Source organism: Pseudomonas kurunegalensis (assembly GCF_030291635.1).
Taxonomy (GTDB): Bacteria; Pseudomonadota; Gammaproteobacteria; order Pseudomonadales; family Pseudomonadaceae; genus Aquipseudomonas; species Aquipseudomonas monteilii.
In genome coordinates, this window is record NZ_CP127871.1 from 2,161,597 (window position 1) to 2,182,832 (window position 21,236).

Annotated in this window: 19 protein-coding genes; 8 read left to right on the forward strand and 11 right to left on the reverse strand. The window is 63.5% G+C overall.

The genetic code is table 11. The features are described from left to right. Window positions 1–79: 79 nt before the first annotated feature. Together QQ992_RS09750 and metH are read right to left on the reverse strand one after the other, a co-directional pair. On the reverse strand, window positions 80–298 hold the full coding sequence (locus tag QQ992_RS09750; RefSeq protein WP_012271636.1) for a DUF2970 domain-containing protein: 219 nt from the start codon (window positions 296–298) through the stop codon (window positions 80–82). A gap of 159 nt (window positions 299–457) precedes the next feature. Continuing rightward, window positions 458–4,165, reverse strand: a complete 3,708-nt coding sequence (metH, locus tag QQ992_RS09755) for a methionine synthase (protein ID WP_286113204.1) — start codon at window positions 4,163–4,165, stop codon at window positions 458–460. Between the two features lie 175 nt (window positions 4,166–4,340). Here metH and QQ992_RS09760 point away from each other — a divergent pair, with 175 nt between their 5' ends. The 5 genes from QQ992_RS09760 to QQ992_RS09780 all read left to right on the forward strand — a co-directional run bounded on the left by QQ992_RS09760 (window position 4,341) and on the right by QQ992_RS09780 (window position 9,714). Beyond that, window positions 4,341–6,641 carry a fatty acid cis/trans isomerase gene (locus QQ992_RS09760; protein WP_286113922.1) on the forward strand — a complete coding sequence of 767 codons (2,301 nt, stop codon included), beginning with the start codon at window positions 4,341–4,343 and terminating at the stop codon, window positions 6,639–6,641. Between the two features lie 108 nt (window positions 6,642–6,749). Then, on the forward strand, window positions 6,750–7,784 hold the full coding sequence (locus tag QQ992_RS09765) for an acyltransferase family protein (protein WP_286113205.1): 1,035 nt from the start codon (window positions 6,750–6,752) through the stop codon (window positions 7,782–7,784). A gap of 58 nt (window positions 7,785–7,842) precedes the next feature. Further along, window positions 7,843–8,427, forward strand: coding sequence for a Fe-S biogenesis protein NfuA (gene nfuA, locus QQ992_RS09770; RefSeq protein WP_016714701.1), 585 nt, complete (start codon window positions 7,843–7,845; stop codon window positions 8,425–8,427). Window positions 8,428–8,622: 195 nt separating this feature from the next. Beyond that, window positions 8,623–9,231: an SCO family protein gene (locus tag QQ992_RS09775; protein ID WP_016714700.1), complete on the forward strand. Its 609-nt coding sequence runs from the start codon at window positions 8,623–8,625 to the stop codon at window positions 9,229–9,231. After that, complete coding sequence (locus QQ992_RS09780) at window positions 9,232–9,714, forward strand: copper chaperone PCu(A)C (protein ID WP_286113206.1); 483 nt, start codon at window positions 9,232–9,234, stop codon at window positions 9,712–9,714. It abuts the gene before it with no gap. Between the two features lie 49 nt (window positions 9,715–9,763). On the opposite strand, the gene QQ992_RS09785 is transcribed toward QQ992_RS09780, so the two are convergent. The 8 genes from QQ992_RS09785 to QQ992_RS09820 form a co-directional block, all read right to left on the reverse strand. After that, window positions 9,764–9,991: a hypothetical protein gene (locus QQ992_RS09785; protein ID WP_003250422.1), complete on the reverse strand. Its 228-nt coding sequence runs from the start codon at window positions 9,989–9,991 to the stop codon at window positions 9,764–9,766. A gap of 73 nt (window positions 9,992–10,064) precedes the next feature. Next, complete coding sequence (locus QQ992_RS09790) at window positions 10,065–10,898, reverse strand: AraC family transcriptional regulator (RefSeq protein WP_286113207.1); 834 nt, start codon at window positions 10,896–10,898, stop codon at window positions 10,065–10,067. Continuing rightward, complete coding sequence (locus tag QQ992_RS09795) at window positions 10,895–11,209, reverse strand: AzlD domain-containing protein (RefSeq protein ID WP_016714697.1); 315 nt, start codon at window positions 11,207–11,209, stop codon at window positions 10,895–10,897. The genes QQ992_RS09790 and QQ992_RS09795 overlap by 4 nt, the downstream gene beginning before the upstream one ends. Then, complete coding sequence (locus QQ992_RS09800) at window positions 11,206–11,898, reverse strand: AzlC family ABC transporter permease (protein WP_286113208.1); 693 nt, start codon at window positions 11,896–11,898, stop codon at window positions 11,206–11,208. The genes QQ992_RS09795 and QQ992_RS09800 overlap by 4 nt, the downstream gene beginning before the upstream one ends. Before the next feature lie 241 nt (window positions 11,899–12,139). Continuing rightward, complete coding sequence (locus tag QQ992_RS09805; RefSeq protein ID WP_286113209.1) at window positions 12,140–12,835, reverse strand: SEL1-like repeat protein; 696 nt, start codon at window positions 12,833–12,835, stop codon at window positions 12,140–12,142. A gap of 137 nt (window positions 12,836–12,972) precedes the next feature. Beyond that, a complete protein-coding gene (locus QQ992_RS09810; protein WP_286113210.1) occupies window positions 12,973–14,055 on the reverse strand; it encodes a hypothetical protein in 1,083 nt (360 codons plus the stop codon). 39 nt (window positions 14,056–14,094) lie between these two features. Continuing rightward, on the reverse strand, window positions 14,095–14,721 hold the full coding sequence (locus QQ992_RS09815; RefSeq protein ID WP_286113211.1) for a LysE family translocator: 627 nt from the start codon (window positions 14,719–14,721) through the stop codon (window positions 14,095–14,097). A gap of 2 nt (window positions 14,722–14,723) precedes the next feature. Beyond that, window positions 14,724–15,512, reverse strand: a complete 789-nt coding sequence (locus tag QQ992_RS09820; protein ID WP_105947976.1) for a YqcI/YcgG family protein — start codon at window positions 15,510–15,512, stop codon at window positions 14,724–14,726. 159 nt (window positions 15,513–15,671) lie between these two features. On the opposite strand from QQ992_RS09820, the gene QQ992_RS09825 reads away from it, so the two are divergent. Next, the gene (locus QQ992_RS09825) at window positions 15,672–16,592 is read left to right on the forward strand and encodes a LysR substrate-binding domain-containing protein (protein ID WP_025754379.1); all 921 of its coding nucleotides are present in this window, start codon (window positions 15,672–15,674) and stop codon (window positions 16,590–16,592) included. Here the strand turns inward: QQ992_RS09825 and QQ992_RS09830 are convergent. Continuing rightward, window positions 16,573–17,469, reverse strand: a complete 897-nt coding sequence (locus QQ992_RS09830; RefSeq protein ID WP_105948030.1) for a LysR family transcriptional regulator — start codon at window positions 17,467–17,469, stop codon at window positions 16,573–16,575. The two genes, QQ992_RS09825 and QQ992_RS09830, sit on opposite strands and share 20 nt — an antisense overlap. A gap of 117 nt (window positions 17,470–17,586) precedes the next feature. Between QQ992_RS09830 and QQ992_RS09835 the strand changes: the two genes are divergently transcribed. Together QQ992_RS09835 and QQ992_RS09840 are read left to right on the forward strand one after the other, a co-directional pair. After that, window positions 17,587–18,777 (forward strand): MFS transporter, encoded by a 1,191-nt coding sequence (locus QQ992_RS09835; protein ID WP_286113212.1) that lies wholly within the window; start codon window positions 17,587–17,589, stop codon window positions 18,775–18,777. A gap of 34 nt (window positions 18,778–18,811) precedes the next feature. Beyond that, complete coding sequence (locus QQ992_RS09840) at window positions 18,812–21,172, forward strand: DNA polymerase II (RefSeq protein ID WP_286113213.1); 2,361 nt, start codon at window positions 18,812–18,814, stop codon at window positions 21,170–21,172. Window positions 21,173–21,236 lie beyond the last annotated feature (64 nt).

The window sequence follows — 21,236 nt, forward strand, 5'->3', positions numbered from 1 at the left end:
AGCCACCAGTAGACCTGTTTTCAAGACCGTGAAGCCGTCAGAGCGCCTGCGGGAGGGAATCCCGCAGGCGTTTTCATTTCTAGCGGGCGGTAAGGTGCAGGGCCAGTTGCACCAGGCCGATCAAGACGGCAATGAACACCAAGGTGAACAGCGTCCCCAGTGCGATGAAATGGCTGGCTTTGCCGTGAGTAAAGTCGCGGGCGCGGTTCTTGCCGCTTTGCACGCCGAAAGCGGCGGCGAGGATGCTGTGCAGCATCTGCCAGAAGGTAGGCGGTTTGCCCTGGCTGGAATCGTCCATGGTGGCTCCTGAGAAATCAGAGGCAATCAGGGACAGTGTAGGTGGCTATTGGGGCTGCTGTGCAGCCCATCGCGACACAAGGCCGCTCCTACAAGGGATTGCATTCTCCTGTAGGAGCGGCCTTGTGTCGCGATGGGCCGCAAAGCGGCCCCAAGGGTCTTAGCTGTCGTACCCGAGGTTAGGCGCCAACCAGCGCTCGCTCACGCTCACATCCTGGCCTTTACGCGCGCTGTAGTTTTCGATCTGGTCCTTGTCCACCTTGCCCACGGCAAAGTATTGCGCCTGCGGGTGGGCAAAGTACCAGCCGCTGACCGCCGCCGCCGGGAACATCGCGAAGTGCTCGGTCAGGAACACGCCGCTCGGCCCGGTTTCGCCAATGGCGGTGCCATCGAGCAGGCGGAACAGGGTTTCCTTCTCGGTGTGGTCGGGGCAGGCCGGGTAGCCCGGGGCCGGGCGAATGCCGCTGTACTGCTCCTTGATCAGCGCTTCGTTGTCCAGCTGCTCGTCGCGGGCATAGCCCCAGTGCTCTTTACGCACCTGCTCGTGCAGCCACTCGGCGCAGGCTTCGGCCAGGCGGTCGGCCAGGGCCTTGACCATGATCGAGCTGTAGTCGTCGCCTTTGTCCTGGTAAGCCTTGGCCACTTCCTCGGCACCGATGCCGGCCGTGGTGATGAACCCGCCCACGTAGTCGGTGACGCCGCTGGCTTTTGGCGCGACGAAGTCGGCCAACGACCAGTTGGGCTTGCCGTCCGGCTTGATGGTTTGCTGGCGCAGGTGGTGCAGGGTGGCCAACGGCTGGCCGTCCTCGCCGTACACCTCGATGTCGTCATCGGCCACCTGGTTGGCTGGCCAGAAGCCGAACACCGCGCGGGCGCTGATCAGCTTCTCGTCGATCAGCTTGTCGAGCATCTCGCGGGCATCCTTGTACAGCGCCGTGGCCGCCTCGCCGACCACTTCGTCGGTGAGGATGCGCGGGAACTTGCCGGCCAGGTCCCAGGAGATGAAGAACGGGGTCCAGTCGATGTATTCGGCCAGGGTGCGCAGGTCGATGTCTTCCAGCACCTTGACGCCGGTGAAGGAGGGCACTGCTGGCTGGTAGCCGGCCCAGTCGTATTGCGGCTTGGCGGCGATGGCCTGGCTGTAGCTCAGGCGCTCGGTGCGGGCGCTGCGATTGGCGGTGCGCTCACGCACTTCCACGTATTCCGCGCGAGTCTTCTCGACGAAGCCCGGCTTGAGTTCCTTGGACAGCAGTTGGGTCGCCACGCCCACCGCGCGCGAGGCGTCGGTGACATAGACCACGGCATCGTTGCTGTACTTGGGCTCGATCTTGACCGCAGTGTGCGCCTTGGAGGTGGTGGCACCACCGATCATCAGCGGCAGTTCGAAGCCCTGGCGCTGCATTTCGCGGGCAACGTGGACCATCTCGTCCAGCGACGGGGTAATCAGGCCGGACAAACCGATGATGTCGCACTTCTGTTCGCGGGCGGTTTGCAGGATTTTTTCGGCCGGCACCATCACGCCGAGGTCGACGATGTCGTAGCCGTTACAGCCCAGTACCACGCCGACGATATTCTTGCCGATGTCGTGCACGTCGCCTTTGACCGTGGCCATCAGGATCTTGCCCTTGGCTTCCGGCTTGTCGCCTTTCTCGGCCTCGATGAACGGGATCAGGTGCGCCACGGCCTGCTTCATCACGCGGGCCGACTTGACCACCTGGGGCAGGAACATCTTGCCCGCGCCGAACAGGTCGCCGACCACGTTCATGCCGTTCATCAGCGGGCCTTCGATCACTTCGATCGGGCGTGCGCACTGCTGGCGGCATTCCTCGGTGTCTTCGACGATGAACGCGGTGATGCCCTTGACCAGCGCGTGCTCCAGGCGTTTTTCCACCGGCAGCGAGCGCCATTCTTCGTTTTCCACTTCCTTGGTGGCGCCGCCGCCCCGGTAGTCGTCAGCGATCGCCAGCAGGGCGTCGGTGCCGTGCGGGGTGCGGTTGAGTACCACGTCCTCGACTTTTTCGCGCAGTGCCGCCGGGATCTCGTCGTAGATTTCCAGCTGCCCGGCGTTGACGATACCCATGGTCAGGCCGTTCTGGATCGCGTGGTACAGGAACACCGAGTGGATCGCCTCACGCACCGGGTTGTTGCCACGGAACGAGAACGACACGTTGGACACACCGCCCGAACTCAGCGCGTGGGGCAGGTGATCGCGGATGTAGGCACAGGCCTCGATGAAATCGACGGCGTAGTTGTTGTGCTCTTCGATACCGGTGGCGACGGCGAAGATGTTCGGGTCGAAGATGATGTCTTCCGGCGGGAAGCCCACTTCGTTGACCAGAATGTCATAGCTGCGCTGGCAGATTTCCTTCTTGCGCGCGGCGGTGTCGGCCTGGCCGACCTCGTCGAAGGCCATCACCACCACGGCAGCGCCATAGCGCTTGCACAGGCGGGCGTGGTGCTTGAACTGCTCAACGCCTTCCTTCATGGAAATGGAGTTGACGATGCCCTTGCCCTGGATGCACTTGAGGCCCGCTTCGATCACGTCCCACTTGGACGAGTCGATCATGATCGGCACGCGGGAAATGTCCGGCTCACCGGCGATCAGGTTGAGGAAGCGGACCATGGCGGCCTGGGAGTCGAGCATCCCTTCGTCCATGTTGATGTCGATCACCTGGGCGCCGGCCTCGACCTGCTGCAGGGCGACTTCAAGCGCTTCGGTGTAGTTTTCTTCACGGATCAGCCGGGCGAACTTGGCGGAGCCGGTGATGTTGGTGCGCTCGCCGACGTTGACGAACAGCGACTGGCGGTCGATGGTGAACGGCTCCAGGCCCGACAGGCGGCAGGCCTTGGCGATTTCCGGGATCTCACGCGGCTTGTACTTGGCCACGGCTTCGGCAATGGCCTGGATATGGCCTGGGGTGGTACCGCAGCAGCCGCCGATGATGTTCAGGAAGCCGCTGGCGGCGAATTCCTCGACCACCGCAGCCATTTCCGCCGGGGTCTCGTCGTATTCACCGAAGGCGTTCGGCAGGCCGGCGTTGGGGTGGGCGGACACATGGGTGTCGGCTTTGGTCGCCAGCTCTTCCAGGTACGGGCGCAGGTCCTTGGCGCCGAGGGCGCAGTTCAGGCCCACGGAAATCGGCTTGGCGTGGCGCACCGAGTTCCAGAACGCTTCGGTGGTCTGGCCGGACAGGGTACGGCCGGAGGCGTCGGTGATGGTGCCGGAGATCATGATCGGCAGTTCGACGTTGTCGTCCTCGAACACTTGCTGCACGGCGAAGATCGCCGCCTTGGCGTTGAGGGTGTCGAAGATGGTTTCGATCAGGATCAGGTCGGCGCCGCCCTCGATCAGGCCGCGGGTGGCCTCGATGTAGTTTTCGACCAGCTCATCGAAGGTAACGTTGCGGTAGCCGGGGTCGTTGACGTCCGGGGAAATCGAGCAGGTGCGGCTGGTAGGGCCGAGCACGCCGGCGACAAAGCGTGGCTTGTCGGGGGTTTCCAGGGTCTTGGCGTCGGCCACCTGGCGGGCGATGCGCGCGCCTTCGACGTTCAGTTCGTAGACCAGCGACTCCATGCCGTAGTCGGCCTGGGAAATCTGCGTGGCGTTGAAGGTGTTGGTTTCGAGAATATCGGCGCCGGCATCCAGGTAGGCTTTCTCGATGGCGGCGATCACGTCCGGGCGGCTGAGCAGCAACAGGTCGTTGTTACCTTTGACATCGCTTGGCCAATCGGCGAAACGCGTGCCACGATAGTCGTGTTCCTCGAGACGGTAGCTTTGGATCATAGTACCCATGCCGCCGTCGAGGATCAGGATGCGCTCTTTGAGTGCGTTCTGGAGTGCTTGGAGACGAGCGCTGCGGTCGGACATAGGAACTACCTGGTCGGGCAAATATCAGAAGGTGCGGAATCATAACAAAGCTGCGCGGTTTTTACGCACATCGCCCATTTGCATGAAAACTGCTCATGTTGTTGGCGCGATTACCAGCACCCAAGGACGACCAGGCACAATCGTGATGGCTTTCAAGAACCAGGACTTTTCGCACATGGTGCATCGTATCCTTGCCGGCGCCTTCGCCCTGCTCATCAGCGGCGCGGTGTTCGGGCAAGCCCCCCAGTCGAGCCCGGCTATTTCCTACACCCGGGACATTCAACCGATCTTCACCGAGAAGTGCGTGGCCTGCCACGCCTGCAACGACGCGGCCTGCCAGCTTAAGCTGGAAAGCCCCGAAGGCGCGGTGCGCGGGGCCAGCAAGGTCCCGGTTTACGAGGGCGATCGCAGCAAGGCGGTGCCCACCACGCGGCTGTTCTACGACGCCCACAGCGAAGAGCAATGGCGCAAGAAAGGGTTCTACTCGGTGCTCGACAACCAGGGCAGCCAGGCCGCGCTGATGGCGCGCATGCTGGAGCTGGGGCACAAGACCCCGCTCACGCCCAACGCCAAGCTGCCCGAGGACATCGTCCTGGGCCTGAGCCGCAACAACATGTGCCCGTTGCCCCATGAGTTCGACGCCTATGCTGGCGCCCACCCCAAGGAAGGCATGCCACTGGCGGTGACCGGGCTGACCGACAAGGAATACGACACCATGCGCCGCTGGCTGGCGGCCGGTGCGCCGGTGGAATACCAGCCGATCAAGCCGAGCGAAACCGAAGCCAGGCAGATCGCTGATTGGGAAGAACTGCTCAACCGCCCGGGTTCCACCGAGGCGCTGGTCGGCCGCTGGCTGTACGAGCACCTGTTCCTGGCGCACATCTACTTCGTTGGCGGCGAGCAGGGCCACTTCTTCCAGTGGGTGCGTTCACGCACGCCGAGCGGCCAGCCGGCCGACATCATTGCCACACGCCGCCCCAACGACCCGCCGGGCACCGACTTCTACTATCGGTTGATCCCGGTGCAGGGTGTGATCGTGCACAAGACGCACATCACCTACCCGATGGGGCCGCAGAAACTCAAACGGGTGAAGCAGCTGTTCTATGCCGGCGACTGGCACGCCACCGCACTGCCGGGTTACGGCCCGCGTCACCGGGCGAACCCGTTCGAAACCTTCGAGGCGATCCCGGCAGTGGCGCGTTACCAGTTCATGCTGGATAACGCCGAATACTTCGTGCGCACCTTCATTCGTGGCCCGGTATGCCGTGGGCAGATCGCCACCGATGTGATTCGCGACAACTTCTGGGCACTGTTCCAGGAGCCGGCCTTCGACCGCTACATTACCGATGCCGAGTACCGTGGCGAGGCCACGCCATTGCTGGCCATGCCGGGGCAGATCGATGACGTGGGCAGTGTGCTGAGCTTGTGGCACGCCTACCGCGACAAGCGCAACGAGTATGAAAAACTGCGCCGCGACGCCTATGCCGACATGCCGGCACCGGGCTGGTCGACCTTGTGGGCCGGAAACGACAATGCGCTGCTGAGCATCTTCCGGCACTTTGACAGCGCCTCGGTGAGCAAGGGCCTGATCGGTGACGTGCCGCAGACCGTGTGGCTGTTCGACTACCCGCTGCTTGAGCGCACCTATTACCAGTTGGCGGTCAACTTCGACGTGTTTGGTAATGTCTCGCACCAGTTGCAGACACGCTTGTACTTCGACCTCATCCGCAACGGCGCCGAGGTCAACTTCCTGCGCCTGATGCCGGCTGACCAGCGCAAGGCGATCCTCGGCGACTGGTACCAGAACAGCGGCAAGGTGAAGATGTGGATGGATTATGAAGACATCGACACCGATACCCCGAGCGCCATCAAGCTCGACGCGCGCGATCCCAAGCGCGACTTCGGCCTGAAGCTGTTGCAGCGCACCGGCAGCCTGAATGCCACGCCCGACCCGATCAACCGCTGCCAGGGCGCGTTCTGCTCACGGCCGCAGATGAGCGAAGAGTTCCGCAATGCCGAGCAGTCGCTCAGCCGCCTGGTGTCGCGCCCGGCTGCGGGGCTGAAGGTGATCAACCAGTTGCCCGAGGCAACCATGCTGCGTATCGAAGGGCAGGGCGGCCAGCGCCAGGTGTACAGCCTGCTGCGCAACCGTGCGCACAGCAACGTGGCGTTCCTGTTGGGTGAGGCATACCGCTATCAGCCGGGGCTGGATACCTTGACGTTGGCCCCCGGTGTGCTCAGCAGCTACCCGAACTTCATCTTCAACATCCCGACCAAGGATGTGGCGGAGTTCGTCGAGGACATGGAGTATGCGAAAGATGACCCGGCGAAGTTCGAGCGCATCGTCATGCGCTGGGGCGTGCGCCGTAGTCACCCTGAGTTCTGGCGCTACTTCCATGACTTGAACAGCTTCATCAAGGAGACCCAGCCGGTGGAGGCGGGGGTGCTGGACATGAACCGCTACGAGAACCTCTGATCGGGTAAGCTGACCTTTCCGGGTACCCTGCGGTCGGACAGGTTGGGTGGTCTGGGAGCTGTCATAGGCTCCCAAGGCCTCAACGCACCGGCAAGCGCAGGGTACTTCATGCTGTATTCGCTTCAGGCACTGCGGGCGTTCGCCGCCTGGGTGGTGGTCTGCCACCATTTCATGCAGATCTTCTTCGACTTCCACGCCACCGGCCCCATTGGCCAACTGCTTACCGACCGTGGCGCCGTAGGCGTCGACATCTTCTTCGTCATCAGCGGGCTGGTCATCTACCTGTCGACCCGCGACAAAACCATCGAACCGCGCCAGTTCCTGCTCAATCGGGTGCTGCGTATTGTGCCGGCCTACTGGTTCTACACAGCGTTGATGGCCCTGTTGCTGCTGGCGTTTAGCCAATGGATGCCACATCAGGTGTTCGCCTGGCACCATCTGTTCTTGTCGATGCTGTTCATCCCGGCAGAAAACCCCGGAGGCTATGGCCTGTACCCGACCCTGAACGTGGGCTGGACGCTGAACTTCGAGATGTTCTTCTACCTGCTGTTCGGCCTGGCCTTCCTGGTGCGCCAGCGTCATCACCTGTTGCTGGTTACCGCGGCCTTGTTGCTGGCCAGCGAGGTGCTGGGCCGGCTGGGTGTGCTGAGCCGCTTCTACAACAACGACATCATCTACGAGTTCTTGCTCGGCATCGGCCTGGGCGTGCTGTATCGCCGTGGGCTGATCCGCCAAGGGCGGTGGTTGCCGCTGGGCGTGCTGGTTGTGGCGGGCCTGGCCATCTATCACCTGGATGCGTCCCAGCGCCTGCTGCATTGGGGCCTGCCGAGCGCCATGATCGTGATGGCCTTCATCGCGCTGGAACCGCTTTTTCAAGGCAACCGGCTGCTCAAGGCCTTGGGGGACTGCTCGTACTCGGTGTACCTGGTCCATGTGCTGGTGCTGTACGCCGGCTGGTTCGCCAGCCAGCGCCTGCAGTTGAACCCGTACCTGGTGTTTGCCCTGTGCGTGCCGTCCATTGGACTAATGTCGTGGTTCAGTTACCAGTGGCTGGAGCGCGGCCTGTACCGGCGCATGCAGGTCTGGCTGGCGGCGCCACGGGGGGCGGCCCCTGAATATGCGCTTTCCCGAGTCAAATACTAGGACTTTGTTCAATGAGCGGGTTGGCGTACACTTGGCGGCAAGTCTGTGAGGAACCTACATGAGCGCTATAACCATTACCGACGCCGCCCATGACTACCTGGCCGATCTGCTCTCCAAGCAGAATACGCCTGGCATCGGCATTCGCATTTTCATCACCCAGCCGGGCACCCAGTACGCAGAGACGTGCATTGCCTACTGCAAGCCGGGCGAAGAGAAGCCTGACGACACCGCCGTGGGTCTGAAGAGCTTCACCGCTTACCTGGATGCGGTCAGCGTGCCGTTCCTGGAAGACGCACTGGTTGACTACGCCACCGACCGCATGGGTGGCCAGCTGACCATCAAGGCGCCTAACGCCAAGGTGCCGATGGTCAACGAAGACAGCCCGATCAACGAGCGCATCAACTACTACCTGCAGACCGAGATCAACCCGGGTCTGGCCAGCCACGGCGGCCAGGTCAGCCTGGTGGACGTGGTTGACGACGGCATCGCCGTGCTGCAGTTCGGTGGTGGTTGCCAAGGCTGCGGCCAGGCCGATGTCACCTTGAAGGAAGGTATCGAGCGCACCCTGCTCGAGCGTGTTCCGGAGTTGAAGGGCGTGCGTGACGTGACCGACCACAGCCAGAAAGAGAACGCCTACTACTAAGCCAAGGGCGGCTCTCTAGCAACAAAGTGTTACTGTTTCAACCCCTGCGACAACAGGCCGCAGCCCGTATTCAAAGGGTTGCAGGCCTTCCCCGCCTTGGTCGGGTAGAACCCCTTGGGGTGTCATGCCAGAATGCCCCGGTTTTTCAGCCGGCCCGTCCCGAGGGCCGGCACCTTCCCTGTAAAGGATGGTTTCATGAATGATCTATATACCCGGCGCGCAGTTGTCGCCGGGATGGGCGTTCTCGGGCTTGGCCTGCTGGCAGGCTGCAGCCCGGCCCGGGGGCTCGAGTTCAAGTACGGCAAGAACATGAGCAACGAAATCCTCGGGCGCAAGTTCAGCCTCAAAGACCCGCAAGGTAACGTGCGCACCCTGTCGAGCTTCTACGGCAGCATGCCGATGGTCTTCTTCGGCTTCACCCAGTGCCCGGCCGTTTGCCCGACCACCCTGGCGCGTGCGGCGCAAATCCGCAAGCTGCTGAGGGGCCGTGACCGTGACCTGTTCCAGGTGGTGTTCATCACGCTGGACCCGGAGCGCGACACCCCCGAGGTGCTTGATGCCTACGTCAAGGCCTTCGACCCGACGTTCACCGCGCTCACCGGCACCCCCGAGGAAATTGCCGCAGTGGCCAAGGAATTCAAGGTGTTCTACGAAAAGGTCCCGGCCGGTGACACCTATACCATTTCTCACTCGTCCACCAGCTACGTCTACGATACGCGTGGCACCCTGCGCCTGAGCCTGGGCCATTCCCTGAACGCCAAGGAATGTGCCGAAGACCTGGTCACCCTGATGGAGATCTGCTGAATGTCGATGCAACCGATCAAACGCGGCCTGGCTGCCCTGGCACTGATGGGCCTGGCCCTGCCAGCCCTGGCCCAGACCACCGTGAGTGAGGCCTGGGTGCGTGCCAGCGTGCCGCACCAGCAGTCCACCGGTGCGTTCATGACCCTCACCGCCAGCAGCGACAGCAAGCTGGTGAGCGTGGCTTCGCCTGCGGCCAAGACCGTGCAGGTGCACGAGATGACCATGAACGGTGACGTGATGGGCATGCGTGAGGTGAAGTCTGTCGAGCTGCCGGCTGGCAAGGCTGTAACCCTCGACCCGAATGGCCTGCATGTGATGCTGATGGGCCTGAACAATCAGGTGAAGGAAGGCGAGAAAGTGCCACTGACCCTGACCATCGAAGATGCCAAGGGCAGCAAGGAAACCGTGGACGTGCAGGCTGAAGTGCGTGCGCTCAACGCCGAGGCCGGCGGTGGGCATGACCACATGCACATGAAGCACTGACCGATCAAAGGGCCGCGTTTAGCGGCCCTTTTCTTTTCCGCCGTACCCTTCAGCTACGAAAGCGCGGCAGCGGCCTGTCGAGGGTCAGCGAGGTCAGCGTCTTGCGGACCTGGGCTTCGTCAGCCTCCAGCGCCTTGAGGCTTGCGCGGATCTTGCCGGCGGCGGGCACATCGCCCTGCCGGTCGATCCAGTCGGCAATCTCCTTGCAGGCACTGCTCAGGCAGGCCTGGCGCTGGTTCATCAGCGACAGAAGGGTGGTGAGCTCTCTTTCGGACATGGCAGGATCCTCCAATTCAGCCTTGTCAGTGTAGCAGTGGCTGGCCGGCTTGCCTGAGGCCGGGTGACGCAGTTCAAACTGGAAAGCAAGCGCTGCGATACGCCCCCGGCGTCACCCCATACGCCTGCTTGAACTGCCGGCTCAAATGGCTCTGGTCAGCAAACCCCAGGTCAAACGCCACTTCCGAAGCGACCAGGCCGCTCTTCAGCATTTCCCGGGCGCGGGCCAGGCGGCGTTGTTTCAACCAGGCATGCGGCGGCAGGCCGGTGGCCTGGCGGAATACCCGGGCGAAGTGGAACGGTGACAGGTTGACTGCGGCGGCCAGCGCTTCGAGCGAGGGTGGGTCGGCCAATTGGCTTTCCAGCAGTTCGCGGGCGCGGGCCACGGCCAAGGGGTCGTGGCCGGGGGCTGAAGGTTCGGCGCATTGCCCGTGACGCTGCACCAGGGCCAGCACCGCCTGGCGCCAGGCGGTCTGTTGCTGCAGGGCGCTGGCGCCGGCTTCGGACAGCTGATGCAACTGGCTGAACGCGATGGCCAGGGCAGGGTCCTGGATGACGCTGTCCTTGAAACCGGGCATGCCGTGACGGCCCAGTTCCAGCTCGTCGAGCACGCCGGTTACCCGCTCGTGCTCGGGGTAGAAACCGCGATAACGCCAGCCCGCTTCATGGGCTGTGGCACCGGTATGCAGCTCGTCAGGGTTGATCAGCACCATGCTGCCAACCGGCGCCAAGTGCTCGCTGCCTCGGTGCCAGAAGCGCTGGGCCCCGGATTCGATCACGGTGAACACATAGCCTTCGTGCACATGCGGGGCGAAACGCTGCTGGAAATAACGCGCGTGCAGCATCTCGACGTCGCCCAGTGCCGGCGCCTGCCAGAGGTGTGTCTGCTCGCGCAGGGGCGTGCTCATGCCAGCCAGCTGCGCAGGAAGAAGAAGATCAACATGCTCACCAGCATGCTCAGCAATACGCTGCGGGTCAACAGCACCAGGGCGATGGCCACCAGTGAGCCCAGCAGGTAGGGGTTGAGCAGGCTCAGGTTGAGCTGGTGATCGGGCATGAAAATGATCGGGCCGCAGATCGCGGTGAGCATGCCCGGCACGGCAAAGCCAAGGAACTGCCTGGCGTTGGAGCTCAGACGCAAGGGCAGGCGCGGTTCCAAGAACGCATAGCGGTTGAGGAACACGATGGCGCCCATGGCAAAGATCAGGATCCAGGTCATGCTCGGGCTCCGGCAAATTTCTGGCAGATGAACCCGGCGCTCATGCCCAGCAGGCCTGCGGCCACCAGGGCGGTTTCCCAGTGCCAGTGGCTGAACAATACCGAGCAGAACAACGACACCGCTACGCACACCACCGTGGGCAGGTTGCGCACCAGCGGTGCGATCAGGGCGACGAAGGTGGCGACGATGGAGAAGTCCAGGCCGAACTGGTCCAGGTGCGGAATGTTCTGGCCCAGCAGGATGCCGGCCAAGGTAAACAGGTTCCAGGCCACATAGAAGGTCAGGCCTACCCCCAGGGCGTACCAGCGGTTGAACTGCTGCTGGTCGTACTGGCTGGTCAGGGCGAAGAATTCGTCGGTCAGCAGAAAGCCCAAGCCCAGCCGCCAGCGCAGCGGCTGGCTGGACAGTACCGGGCGCATCGACAGGCCGTACAGCAGGTGCTGCGAGGTCAGCAGCAGGGTGGTGAGCAGGATCGACGCCAGGTTGGCGCCGCCTTTGAGCATGCCGATGGCCACCAGTTGCGCGGCGCCGGCGAAGACGATGGCCGACAGCCCTTGCCCTTCCCAGGCAGTGAGGTTGGCTTCGATGGCCATGGAACCGGCCAGCAGCCCCCAGGGGGCGACGGCCAGGGACAAGGGGAGAATGGCGATGGCGCCGTGGAGAAAGGCTTGGCGGGCGATGTGGGGCATGATGGCTGCAATGCTTTACGTGGTAGGCCAGCATGCCAGAAGGGGTAGGGGCATGGCTTGAACGATCTTGCTGGTCTATCGCCTGCCGAGCGCAGTCCCTTGTAGGAGCGGCCTTGTGTCGCGATCGGGGCGCGCAGCGGCCCCAAGATCTGAGCTTCGCAGCCGACCTTGCCAGGGGCGCTATGCGCCCCGATCGCGACACAAGGCCGCTCCTACACCGGGATCGCGTTAGCTCGATGGATTATGGATGGCGGCTCAGATGCTGCTGCGCCGTCACACAGCCATTGATGTCCACGGCCTTCTGCAGCAGGGTCAGGCGGTGCTGCGGGTCGAGGTCGCCGAGCAGGCGGTACACTTCGGCCTGGTAGTCACGCTGGCGCCCCCACAGCATGTCCAGGCCTTGTGGCCGGCTGCGGTTGCAGGCCAGGCGGGTGGCCGGTTGCGGGTAGTAGGGGGCGTACACGGTGGCCATGCTGGGGATGGCTTCCAGCGCTGCGCGGTACTCGTTGCTGACGTTGTAGGGCCGGCACCAGGTGGCGATGGCCGGCGCGGGGGCGGCGAAACCCTGCTGGAGGCTGGCCACGAGTAACGGGCAGGCGGCATCCGGAATTTGCGCGACGGGCAGGTACGTCATGTAGTACAGCGCCAGGCGGTACTGCGCGACCGGGTGGCCCAGCTCGACCGATTTTTTCAGCAGGGCTACCGCCGTCGGCAAGGTGTGGGCCAGGGCCTGGCCCTGACGGCTGAGCTCGGGGTCGCCGCCAACGGCTGTGCGCAATGTATTGGCGTCGTCGCCCTGGTTGTCGGCCTGCTCCAGCAACGGCAAGGCCTGGCGGTAGAGCAGGTCGGCATGAGGGTCGATGCGCACCTCCAGCGCGTGCGCAGCCAGCGGCATCAGGGCGATCAACAGCGGGGGCAGGCGTCGCATGCGGCTCACAGGCAAGCCCCATGGGCGGCCAGGCAAGGATGGACGGCTTCGATGTTCATGGCGGTCAAGCGTGCGCCTCGGGCAAATCGGAACGACGACGTATTCTAGCCACCCAAGCGGGCGGCCGGAAGACCACCCGGCAACTGTCAGACGAGCTTGATCGGCGTGACCTTGCGCAGGGCGTGTTTTTCCTGGGCCAGACCGAGTTTGGCGGTGATCACCTTGGCCAGGGCATTGTTGCCCAGATCGTTCAGGTGCAGGCGGTCGATGAACAGGTCGGCGCCGAACACAGGTGAGCTGTTGAGCATGCAGTTCATGTCGTAGCAAGGCACAGGGTCGGCCTGGCTCTTGATGCGGCGGAAAAACGCCGAATGCAACTGGCTGTCGAATGCACCTTCCAGCAGCCGGTCGAAGTTCGCCGGTTTTTGCTGCAGTGCGGTCAGCATGGCCTGTTCGCCGGCAGGCAGGGTATCCCGGCACCAAGGCAGCAACGGCTGCAGAATGAAGGTGAGGGTGGCGTGGCTGTCTGCCAGCAGCCGGTCCCATTGGCGCAGGGTACGGCCAATGTTATCGGCAGCACGGGCCAGGCGTTTTTCCGGGGGCGACAGCGGCCAGCTGACCGGGGCGGCGACCACAGGGGTGGCCAGCGCCTGGCGGATACGCCGCCACAGCGACTGCCGACGGGGTGGTGCGGCGGGCTGCATGCCTTCGCTGAAACTGTTGAGAAAGTCCTGGTAGGCCTTGGCGTGCTGCGGGCCGTTGAGGTTGGCGAGGACCTCACTGAGGGCTTCGTGGGCCAGGCTGTTGAGGCCGCTGAGCACCACCACGTGGCCGAGCTGGCCAAGGCGGTGCTGGTGGGTCAGGAACATCAGCAGCTCCTGGCTGGCGTTGAGCCCGCAGCCGGCCAGGCTCAGCCAGACTTCGCCGGTGAGCATCGACAGGTGCGAGGCCACCGTGTGCTCGTCGGAGCTGGCGCCGATACCCAGGGCCGTGGAGCCGCCAACCAGCAGGTTGATACGCGAAGCACCACCGCGCTCGGCTGCGGAAAAGCGCTTGCCGGCGTAATGGCTGTAGCGCAGGCCGAGCGCATCGGTATTGATGGTGCCAGAGCGGTAGCCACTTTCGTGCACATGCACGGTGAGCGGGGCACGCCGGCTGCCCAGCAGCAGAAAGCGTTGGTAGTCCTGCTGCAACGGCGAAGGAGATGCGCTCATGTCAGTCGCGGCCATGGTCGCTCCTTCGGTTGCGCCGAGTGGTGCGCTTCACGTTCAGGCCGCCAGTTCCTTGAGGTTGTACAGCAGGCCGCCGGCGGCGATCAGTAGCAGGGCCACACCGGAAGCCAGGCTTATCATGCGGTTGCTCCGCTGCGAGGCGATCTTGCCGATGGCGAAGATGTACAGGCTGAGCACGGCAAAATCGATGGCCACCCACAGCAGCGACAGGACCACCATGCTTTTGCCGAACGATTCGGTGATCTGGATGAACTGCGGGAAGAAGGCGATGAAGAAAATGATGTCCTTCGGGTTGGAAATACCCACCATGAACCCTTGCAGCAGCCCGCCACGCCCGGTCTTGGGGGCTTCGCTCGCCGTTTCCGGCGCAGGCGCCTTCAGGGCTTCCCTCAACGTGCCCACCGCGATGTAGCCGATGAACAGGCAGCCCAGCAGGCTCATGGTGCTGAGCCAGGCCTTGTCGATGGCGGCGCTGGTGAGAATGATCCAGGCCGCTGCACCGATCAGCACCAGTGACGCCCAGTTGGTGCCGACGGCGGTAAACATGGCCTTGCGCGAACCGGAGGCGGCCGCAGTGTTGACGATCAGTGCCACCACCGGGCCGGGGGTAGCGATCAGCAGCAGGACAGTGAGGGCATAGGTGGCAGTAAGTGCGGTATTCACGGTCAGTTCTCGATCAGTATGTCGGTTGCCGCCGGGTGTGCGGCATGGGCGTGGAATGGGCAGCGCGACGGGTTGAGCGACCCCGCCTCCTGAAGTTGGTACTGCTTCCACTCGTAGTTGTCGGCATCGCCGAAGAAACCGAGGGTGTCAGGTACGACACCGTCGTTGTAGTGGTGCACGCGCTCGCGAATGCGCTCGCGGATTTTCTTGCCGCTCTCGGTATTGGCGTTGGCCACTTCGTCGAAGTTTTCCCGGGGGTTGATGACGAAGGTGATGTGCTGGCCCAGGTTGCGGCTTTTCATTTGCTGGTGGCCGGGGAAATTCATGTTGATGAACAGGGGCATGCCGGCATAGCAGAACGACCAGGCGGTGTCGTCGGGGTCGGTGGGAATGCCTTGCGGCCACGGGTGTGGGTCGCGCGCATGTACGCCACGCAACACTTTCCAGGCCAGCGCCTGTTGTTCGGCCAGGGTGCTGCCCGCTGCCGTTTCGAGAAACACCACCAGAGGGCTGCCGATGCGCTGTTTGGGTTTGATGGGTGTGACGGTGCGTACGTAGTCGGCCAGCCCTTGGGCGATGTCATCGGCCAGCTGCTCGGCGCGGGCGAAAAGAATATGGCAGGTTTCACCGTTGACCGCCTTGCGGCCGAACAGGCAGGGGAAGTCGGGGTTGGCGAGAATACTGCGAAAATGCTCTATGGTCTTGTAAGTCCAGTGCTGCGTGTTCCAGACATGTTCATCGGCTAGCTCTAGCGCATCCAGGCGATAGCAATTTCCATATCCCGTAAACATGATTTCCCCAGGCGTAAATTTAATGAACGTTCAAGCCACATGCAGGCAGGATCTTGGTTATGTTTATTATTTACCTGCATTTTCCGAGACGCTCCTGACGTTGTAAAACGCGTGGAACTATGACCTACTATTAGTCTTACTCATGCTCGGGACGTCGCCATGTCGGAACGGATTCAGGCCTTGCACGCCCTGCGTGCCTTCGAGGTGGCCTCTCGCTATGGCTCCTTTACCCGCGCTGCGGAAGAGCTCGCCTTGACCCAGGGCGCGGTCAGCCATCACATCAAGACCCTGGAGGCCATGTTCGGCTGCGACCTGTTCGAACGCCGTGGCCCCAAGCTCAGCCTGACCGAGCACGGCCGCCTGCTGGCGCAAGAGCTGAAAGTGGGCTTCAAGATCATCGAAAATGCCTGCGCGTTGTTGCGCCAGGACCGCTATGGCCTGCGCCTGAAGGCCCCGTCCACGCTCACTGTGCGCTGGCTGCTGCGGGCACTGGATGCTTTCAAGAAGCACGAGGACAACTGCAGCGTGCAGTTGTCCAGCGTGTGGATGGACATCGACAGCGTGGACTTCTATTCCGAGCCCTACGACTGCGCCATTCTGCTGGCCAACGGGCGTTTCCCCGCCGATATCGAGAGCTTCAAGCTGTTCGATGAATGGTTGATCCCGGTGTGCCACCCGGATTACATGGCGCAAGCGCAACCGGCCCTGGCCGACCTGACCCAGTGCGAATTCCTGCACCCGTCCCCGGACCGCCGTGACTGGCGGCGCTGGCTGGCGCGCATGGATGCGCTGGATATCAGCATCGATCAGGGGCAAGTGTTCGATACCCTCGACCAGGGTATTTCGGCCGCCCAGCAAGGCCTGGGTATTTCGGTGGTCGACCTGGTGCTGGCCAGCGCCGACCTGGCGGCCGGGCGCCTGGTCACACCGTTCAAGCACGCCGTGGCCACCGGCGACGGCTACTACATGACCTGGCTCAAGGCCAGCCCCAAGGCGCGGCAAATGCACAAGCTGCGTGACTTCCTGCTCGGCCAGGTGCCACCGCTGGCCTACAAGGACATCAACTACCTGTACGGTTGAACACCCGCTCGAGCATGAAGTCGATGAACACTCGCAACTTCGGCGGCATCTGCCGCCCGGACGGCCACAGCAGGTAGAAGCTGCCGCGTCGCTCCATGAAGTCGTCGAGCACGCTCACCAGTGAGCCATTGCCCAGCTCACGGCCCACGGTGAAGTCCGGCAGGCAAGTGATGCCGCGGTGGTTCACAGCGAAGCAGACGCGTGTCTCGACGTGGTTGCACACCATCGAGATGGGGATGTCATAGGCGTGTTCGGGGTGCTCCTGGCGCAGCGGCCAGGTTTCCAGCTTGCCGTTGCTGGGAAAGCGGTAATGCAGGCAGGTGTGCGCCGCCAGGTCGCGCGGGTGCACGGGCGTGCCGCGTTCGCGCAGGTAGCCGGGCGAAGCGACCAGGCGGTGCTGGAAATACCCCAGGAACTTGGCATTGAGCCGTGAATCCACCGGCTGCCCACCGCGCATCACCACATCGAAACCTTCGCCGATGATATCCACCATGCGGTCGGAAAAGTCCAGGTCCAGCTCCACTTGCGGGTACAGCGCCATGAACTCGGCCAGCGCCGGCATCACCAGCCCGGTGACCTGCGGCATGCTCACCCGCAGGCGCCCGCGAGGGGTTTCGCTGGCTTGCGACAGTTCCTGCTCGGTGGCCTCGATTTCGGCGAGGATGCGCCGGCTGCGCTCAAGGAACAGCGTGCCCTCGGCGGTGAGGGTGATGCTGCGGGTGCTGCGGTGGAACAGGCGTACGCCCAGGCGGCTTTCCAGGCGTGCTACGCGCTTGCCCACAGCCGAGGCACTGATCCCCAAAGACTGGCCAGCGGCGACGAAGCTGCGGGTTTCGGCCACCCGATTGAAGACCACGAAACCGCTGAGGCTATCCATGCTGCGTTCCTGATTGCGGACGTGGATGTCCGGGGTGAACGGCATTGTAACCGTCTTTTTCCGTAATGGCCTTGCCTTGCAGACTGTTCGCCTCGTTTCCTACTCAAGGCTTCTGCAATGTCCCAGACATCCTCCGCACCGTTGCTGTCCGCCAGCAGCGAACGCCTGCCGCTCAGCGGGCTGCTGGCGCTGGCCATGACCGGCTTCATCGCCATCCTCAGCGAAACGCTGCCGGCCGGTTTGCTCGACCAGATCGCCGACGGCATGCACATCAGCCAGGCCATGGCCGGGCAATGGGTCACGGCGTATGCCTTGGGCTCATTACTCACCGCCATCCCGCTGGTAACCCTGACCCAGGGCTGGTATCGGCGCCGGGCGCTGTTGCTGGCCATCGTCGGTTTTGTGTTGTTCAACGGGCTGACGGCCCTGTCGGACTCCAACAGCCTGACCCTGATACTGCGCTTTTTCACCGGCGCGGCCGCCGGGCTGGCCTGGGGGCTGATAGCCGGCCACGCCCGGCGCATGGTACCGGTGGCGCAGCAGGGGCGGGCCATGGCACTGGCCATGCTCGGCCAGCCGATTGCCCTGTCGCTCGGCTTGCCGATCGCGACCTGGCTGGGTGCGGGGTTGGGCTGGCGTGCAACGTTCATGGTGGTCACCCTGGTGGCGTTGCTGCTGGTGGTGTGGGTGGTGCGTTCTGTGCCGGACTACCCAGGGCAGTCCGCCGGCAAGCGCCCGGCCGCCATGCAGGTGCTGCGCACGCCGGGGGTGTTGCTTGTGCTGCTGGTGATCCTCAGCTGGATCCTTGGCCACAACATTCTCTACACCTATATCGTGCCACTGCTGGCGGCGGCCGGCATGGCAGCGGACATTGGCCCTGTGCTGATGGTGTTCGGCCTGTCGGCCCTGGCCGGGATTGGGCTGGTGGGGCTGCTGGTCGACCGGCATCTGCGCACGCTGGTGCTCTTGAGCCTGGCGGGTTTTGCCCTGGCTACGCTGGCCTTGGGGCAAGCGTCGTCCTGGCTGATGTACCTGAGCATCGCCTTGTGGGGGGTGACCTACGGCGGCGCGCCGACCCTGCTGCAGACGGCCTGTGCAGACGCGGCAGGCGAAGGGGGCGACGTGGCGCAATCGATGCTGGTGACGGTGTGGAACAGCGCCATTGCCCTGGGCGGCATCATTGGCGGGTTGTTACTGGCCGGGGCAGGGGTGGAGGGGTTTGGTGGTGTGGTGCTCGCGCTGATCGGGGTGGCATGGTTGTTGGCCTGGGCCGCGCGCAGAAGCGGCTTCGTTGCGGGGGCACGCTAGCGTAGAATCATCCTTTTCGGCAGAGGTTGACGCAGTGGAGTTGCAGCAGGGCTTTGTCCTGACCCGGCATTGGCATGACACGCCAGAAGGCACCTGCGTGGAACTCTGGCTGGCCACCGATCAGGGGCCACGGCTGCTGCGTTTGGCACCCCAGGTCTCGGTGGCGTTCATCCCGCAAGCGCAAGCGGCGCACGCGCAGGTGCTGCTGGCGAACGAACCTGGCGCGGAACTTCGGCCCTTGCAGCTAAAGGATTTCGACCAGCGCCCGGTCATGGGCCTTTACTGCCGGCAGCACCGGCAACTGATGCAGCTGGAGCAACGCCTGCGCACGGCAGGCATCGAGGTGTTCGAAGCGGATATCCGCCCACCCGAACGCTACCTGATGGAGCGCTTCGTCACCGCGCCGGTGCAGTTCACCGGGCAACCCGATGACCAGGGCGTGATCTGCGATGCCCAGCTCAAGCCCCTGCCGGGCTATCGCCCACCGCTGCGCCTGGTGTCGCTGGATATCGAAACCAGTGAGCGTGGCGAGCTATACAGCATTGCCCTGGAAGGCTGCGGCCAGCGTCAGGTGTACATGCTTGGCCCGGCCAACGGCGACCCTGAGGGCCTGGACTTCGACCTGCACTATTGCGATGACCGTGCCGGGTTGCTCGCGTGCCTCAACCAGTGGATGGCGGAGCACGACCCGGATGCAATCATTGGCTGGAACCTGATCCAGTTCGACCTGCGCCTGTTGCATGAGCACGCCAAGCTGCTGCAGGTGCCGCTGGCACTGGGCCGCAGCGGCGCCCCCATGACCTTGCGCAGCCACGCCAGTGGCGGCCACGTATTCGCCGACGCGCCGGGGCGGCTGTTGATCGACGGCATTGAAGCGCTGCGCTCGGCAACCTGGAGCTTTGCGTCGTTCAGCCTGGAAAATGTCGCGCAGACCTTGCTCGGTGAAGGCAAGGCCATCGACACACCGTACCAGCGCATGGACGAGATCAACCGCCGTTTCGCCGAAGACAAACCCGCCCTGGCACGCTACAACCTCAAGGATTGCGAGCTGGTCACGCGCATCTTCGCCCATACCCGCCTGCTCGAGTTCCTGCTGGAGCGCGCTTCTGTCACCGGGTTGGCGGTAGACCGCAGTGGGGGTTCGGTGGCCGCCTTCTGCCACCTGTATATCCCGCAGATGCACCGCCTGGGCTTCGTCGCCCCCAGCCTGGGCAGCCGCCCTGACGAAGCCAGCCCCGGTGGTTTCGTGATGGATTCGCGCCCAGGCCTTTACGACTCGGTGCTGGTGCTGGACTACAAGAGCCTCTACCCGTCGATCATTCGGACCTTCCTGATCGACCCGGTAGGGCTGGTCGAGGGCCTGCGCTTGCCCGACGATGAGCACTCGGTAGAAGGCTTCCGGGGTGGGCGTTTCTCGCGCAGCCAGCATTGCTTGCCGGCTATTGTCGAGCGCGTCTGGCAAGGGCGGGAGGCGGCCAAACGTGAAGGCAACGCACCGCTGTCGCAGGCGCTGAAGATCATCATGAATGCCTTTTACGGTGTGCTGGGCTCTAGCGGTTGCCGTTTCTTCGACCCGCGCCTGGCCTCGTCGATCACCATGCGCGGTCACCAGATCATGCGCCAGACCCGGGCGTTGATCGAGGCCAAGGGCTACGAGGTCATCTATGGCGATACCGACTCCACCTTCGTCTGGCTCAAGGGCGCCCATGGTGAAGCGGCTGCGGCGCAGATCGGCCGAGAACTGGTCGCCCACGTCAATCAGTGGTGGCGCGAGCACCTGCGCCAGCAGATGAACCTGGAAAGCGCACTGGAATTGCAGTTCGAAGTGCATTACCGGCGTTTTCTGATGCCGACCATCCGTGGGACCGACGAGGGTAGCAAGAAGCGTTATGCCGGGATGGTGCAGCGCGCCGACGGCAGCGAGGATGTGGTGTACAAGGGCCTGGAGTCGGTGCGCACCGATTGGTCACCACTGGCGCAGCAGTTTCAGCAGGAACTGTACGGGCGGATCTTTCGTGGCCAGCCGTATCGCGACTATGTGCGCCACTACGTGCAGCAGACCTTGGCGGGCGAGCTCGACAACCTGCTGGTGTACCGCAAGCGCCTGCGTCGGCCGTTGGCCGATTACCAGCGCAATGTGCCACCCCATGTACGTGCTGCGCGCCAGGCCGATGAATACAACAGCCGGCTTGGTCGCCCTCGCCAGTACCAGCGCGGTGGCTGGATCAGTTACCTCATCACTACCAGCGGCCCCGAGCCGATGGAAAACCTGCAATCGCCGATCGACTACGAACACTACCTCAGCCGGCAGTTACAGCCGGTAGCCGATGCCATTCTGCCGTTCGTTGGCGATGACTTCGCCACGTTGACCGGGCGGCAGTTGTTGCTGTTCTGAGCACGGGCATTACCTATCTAGCGCCTGGTCGTATTCATGCCGCCTAGTCTGGCCTCTTTTCTTC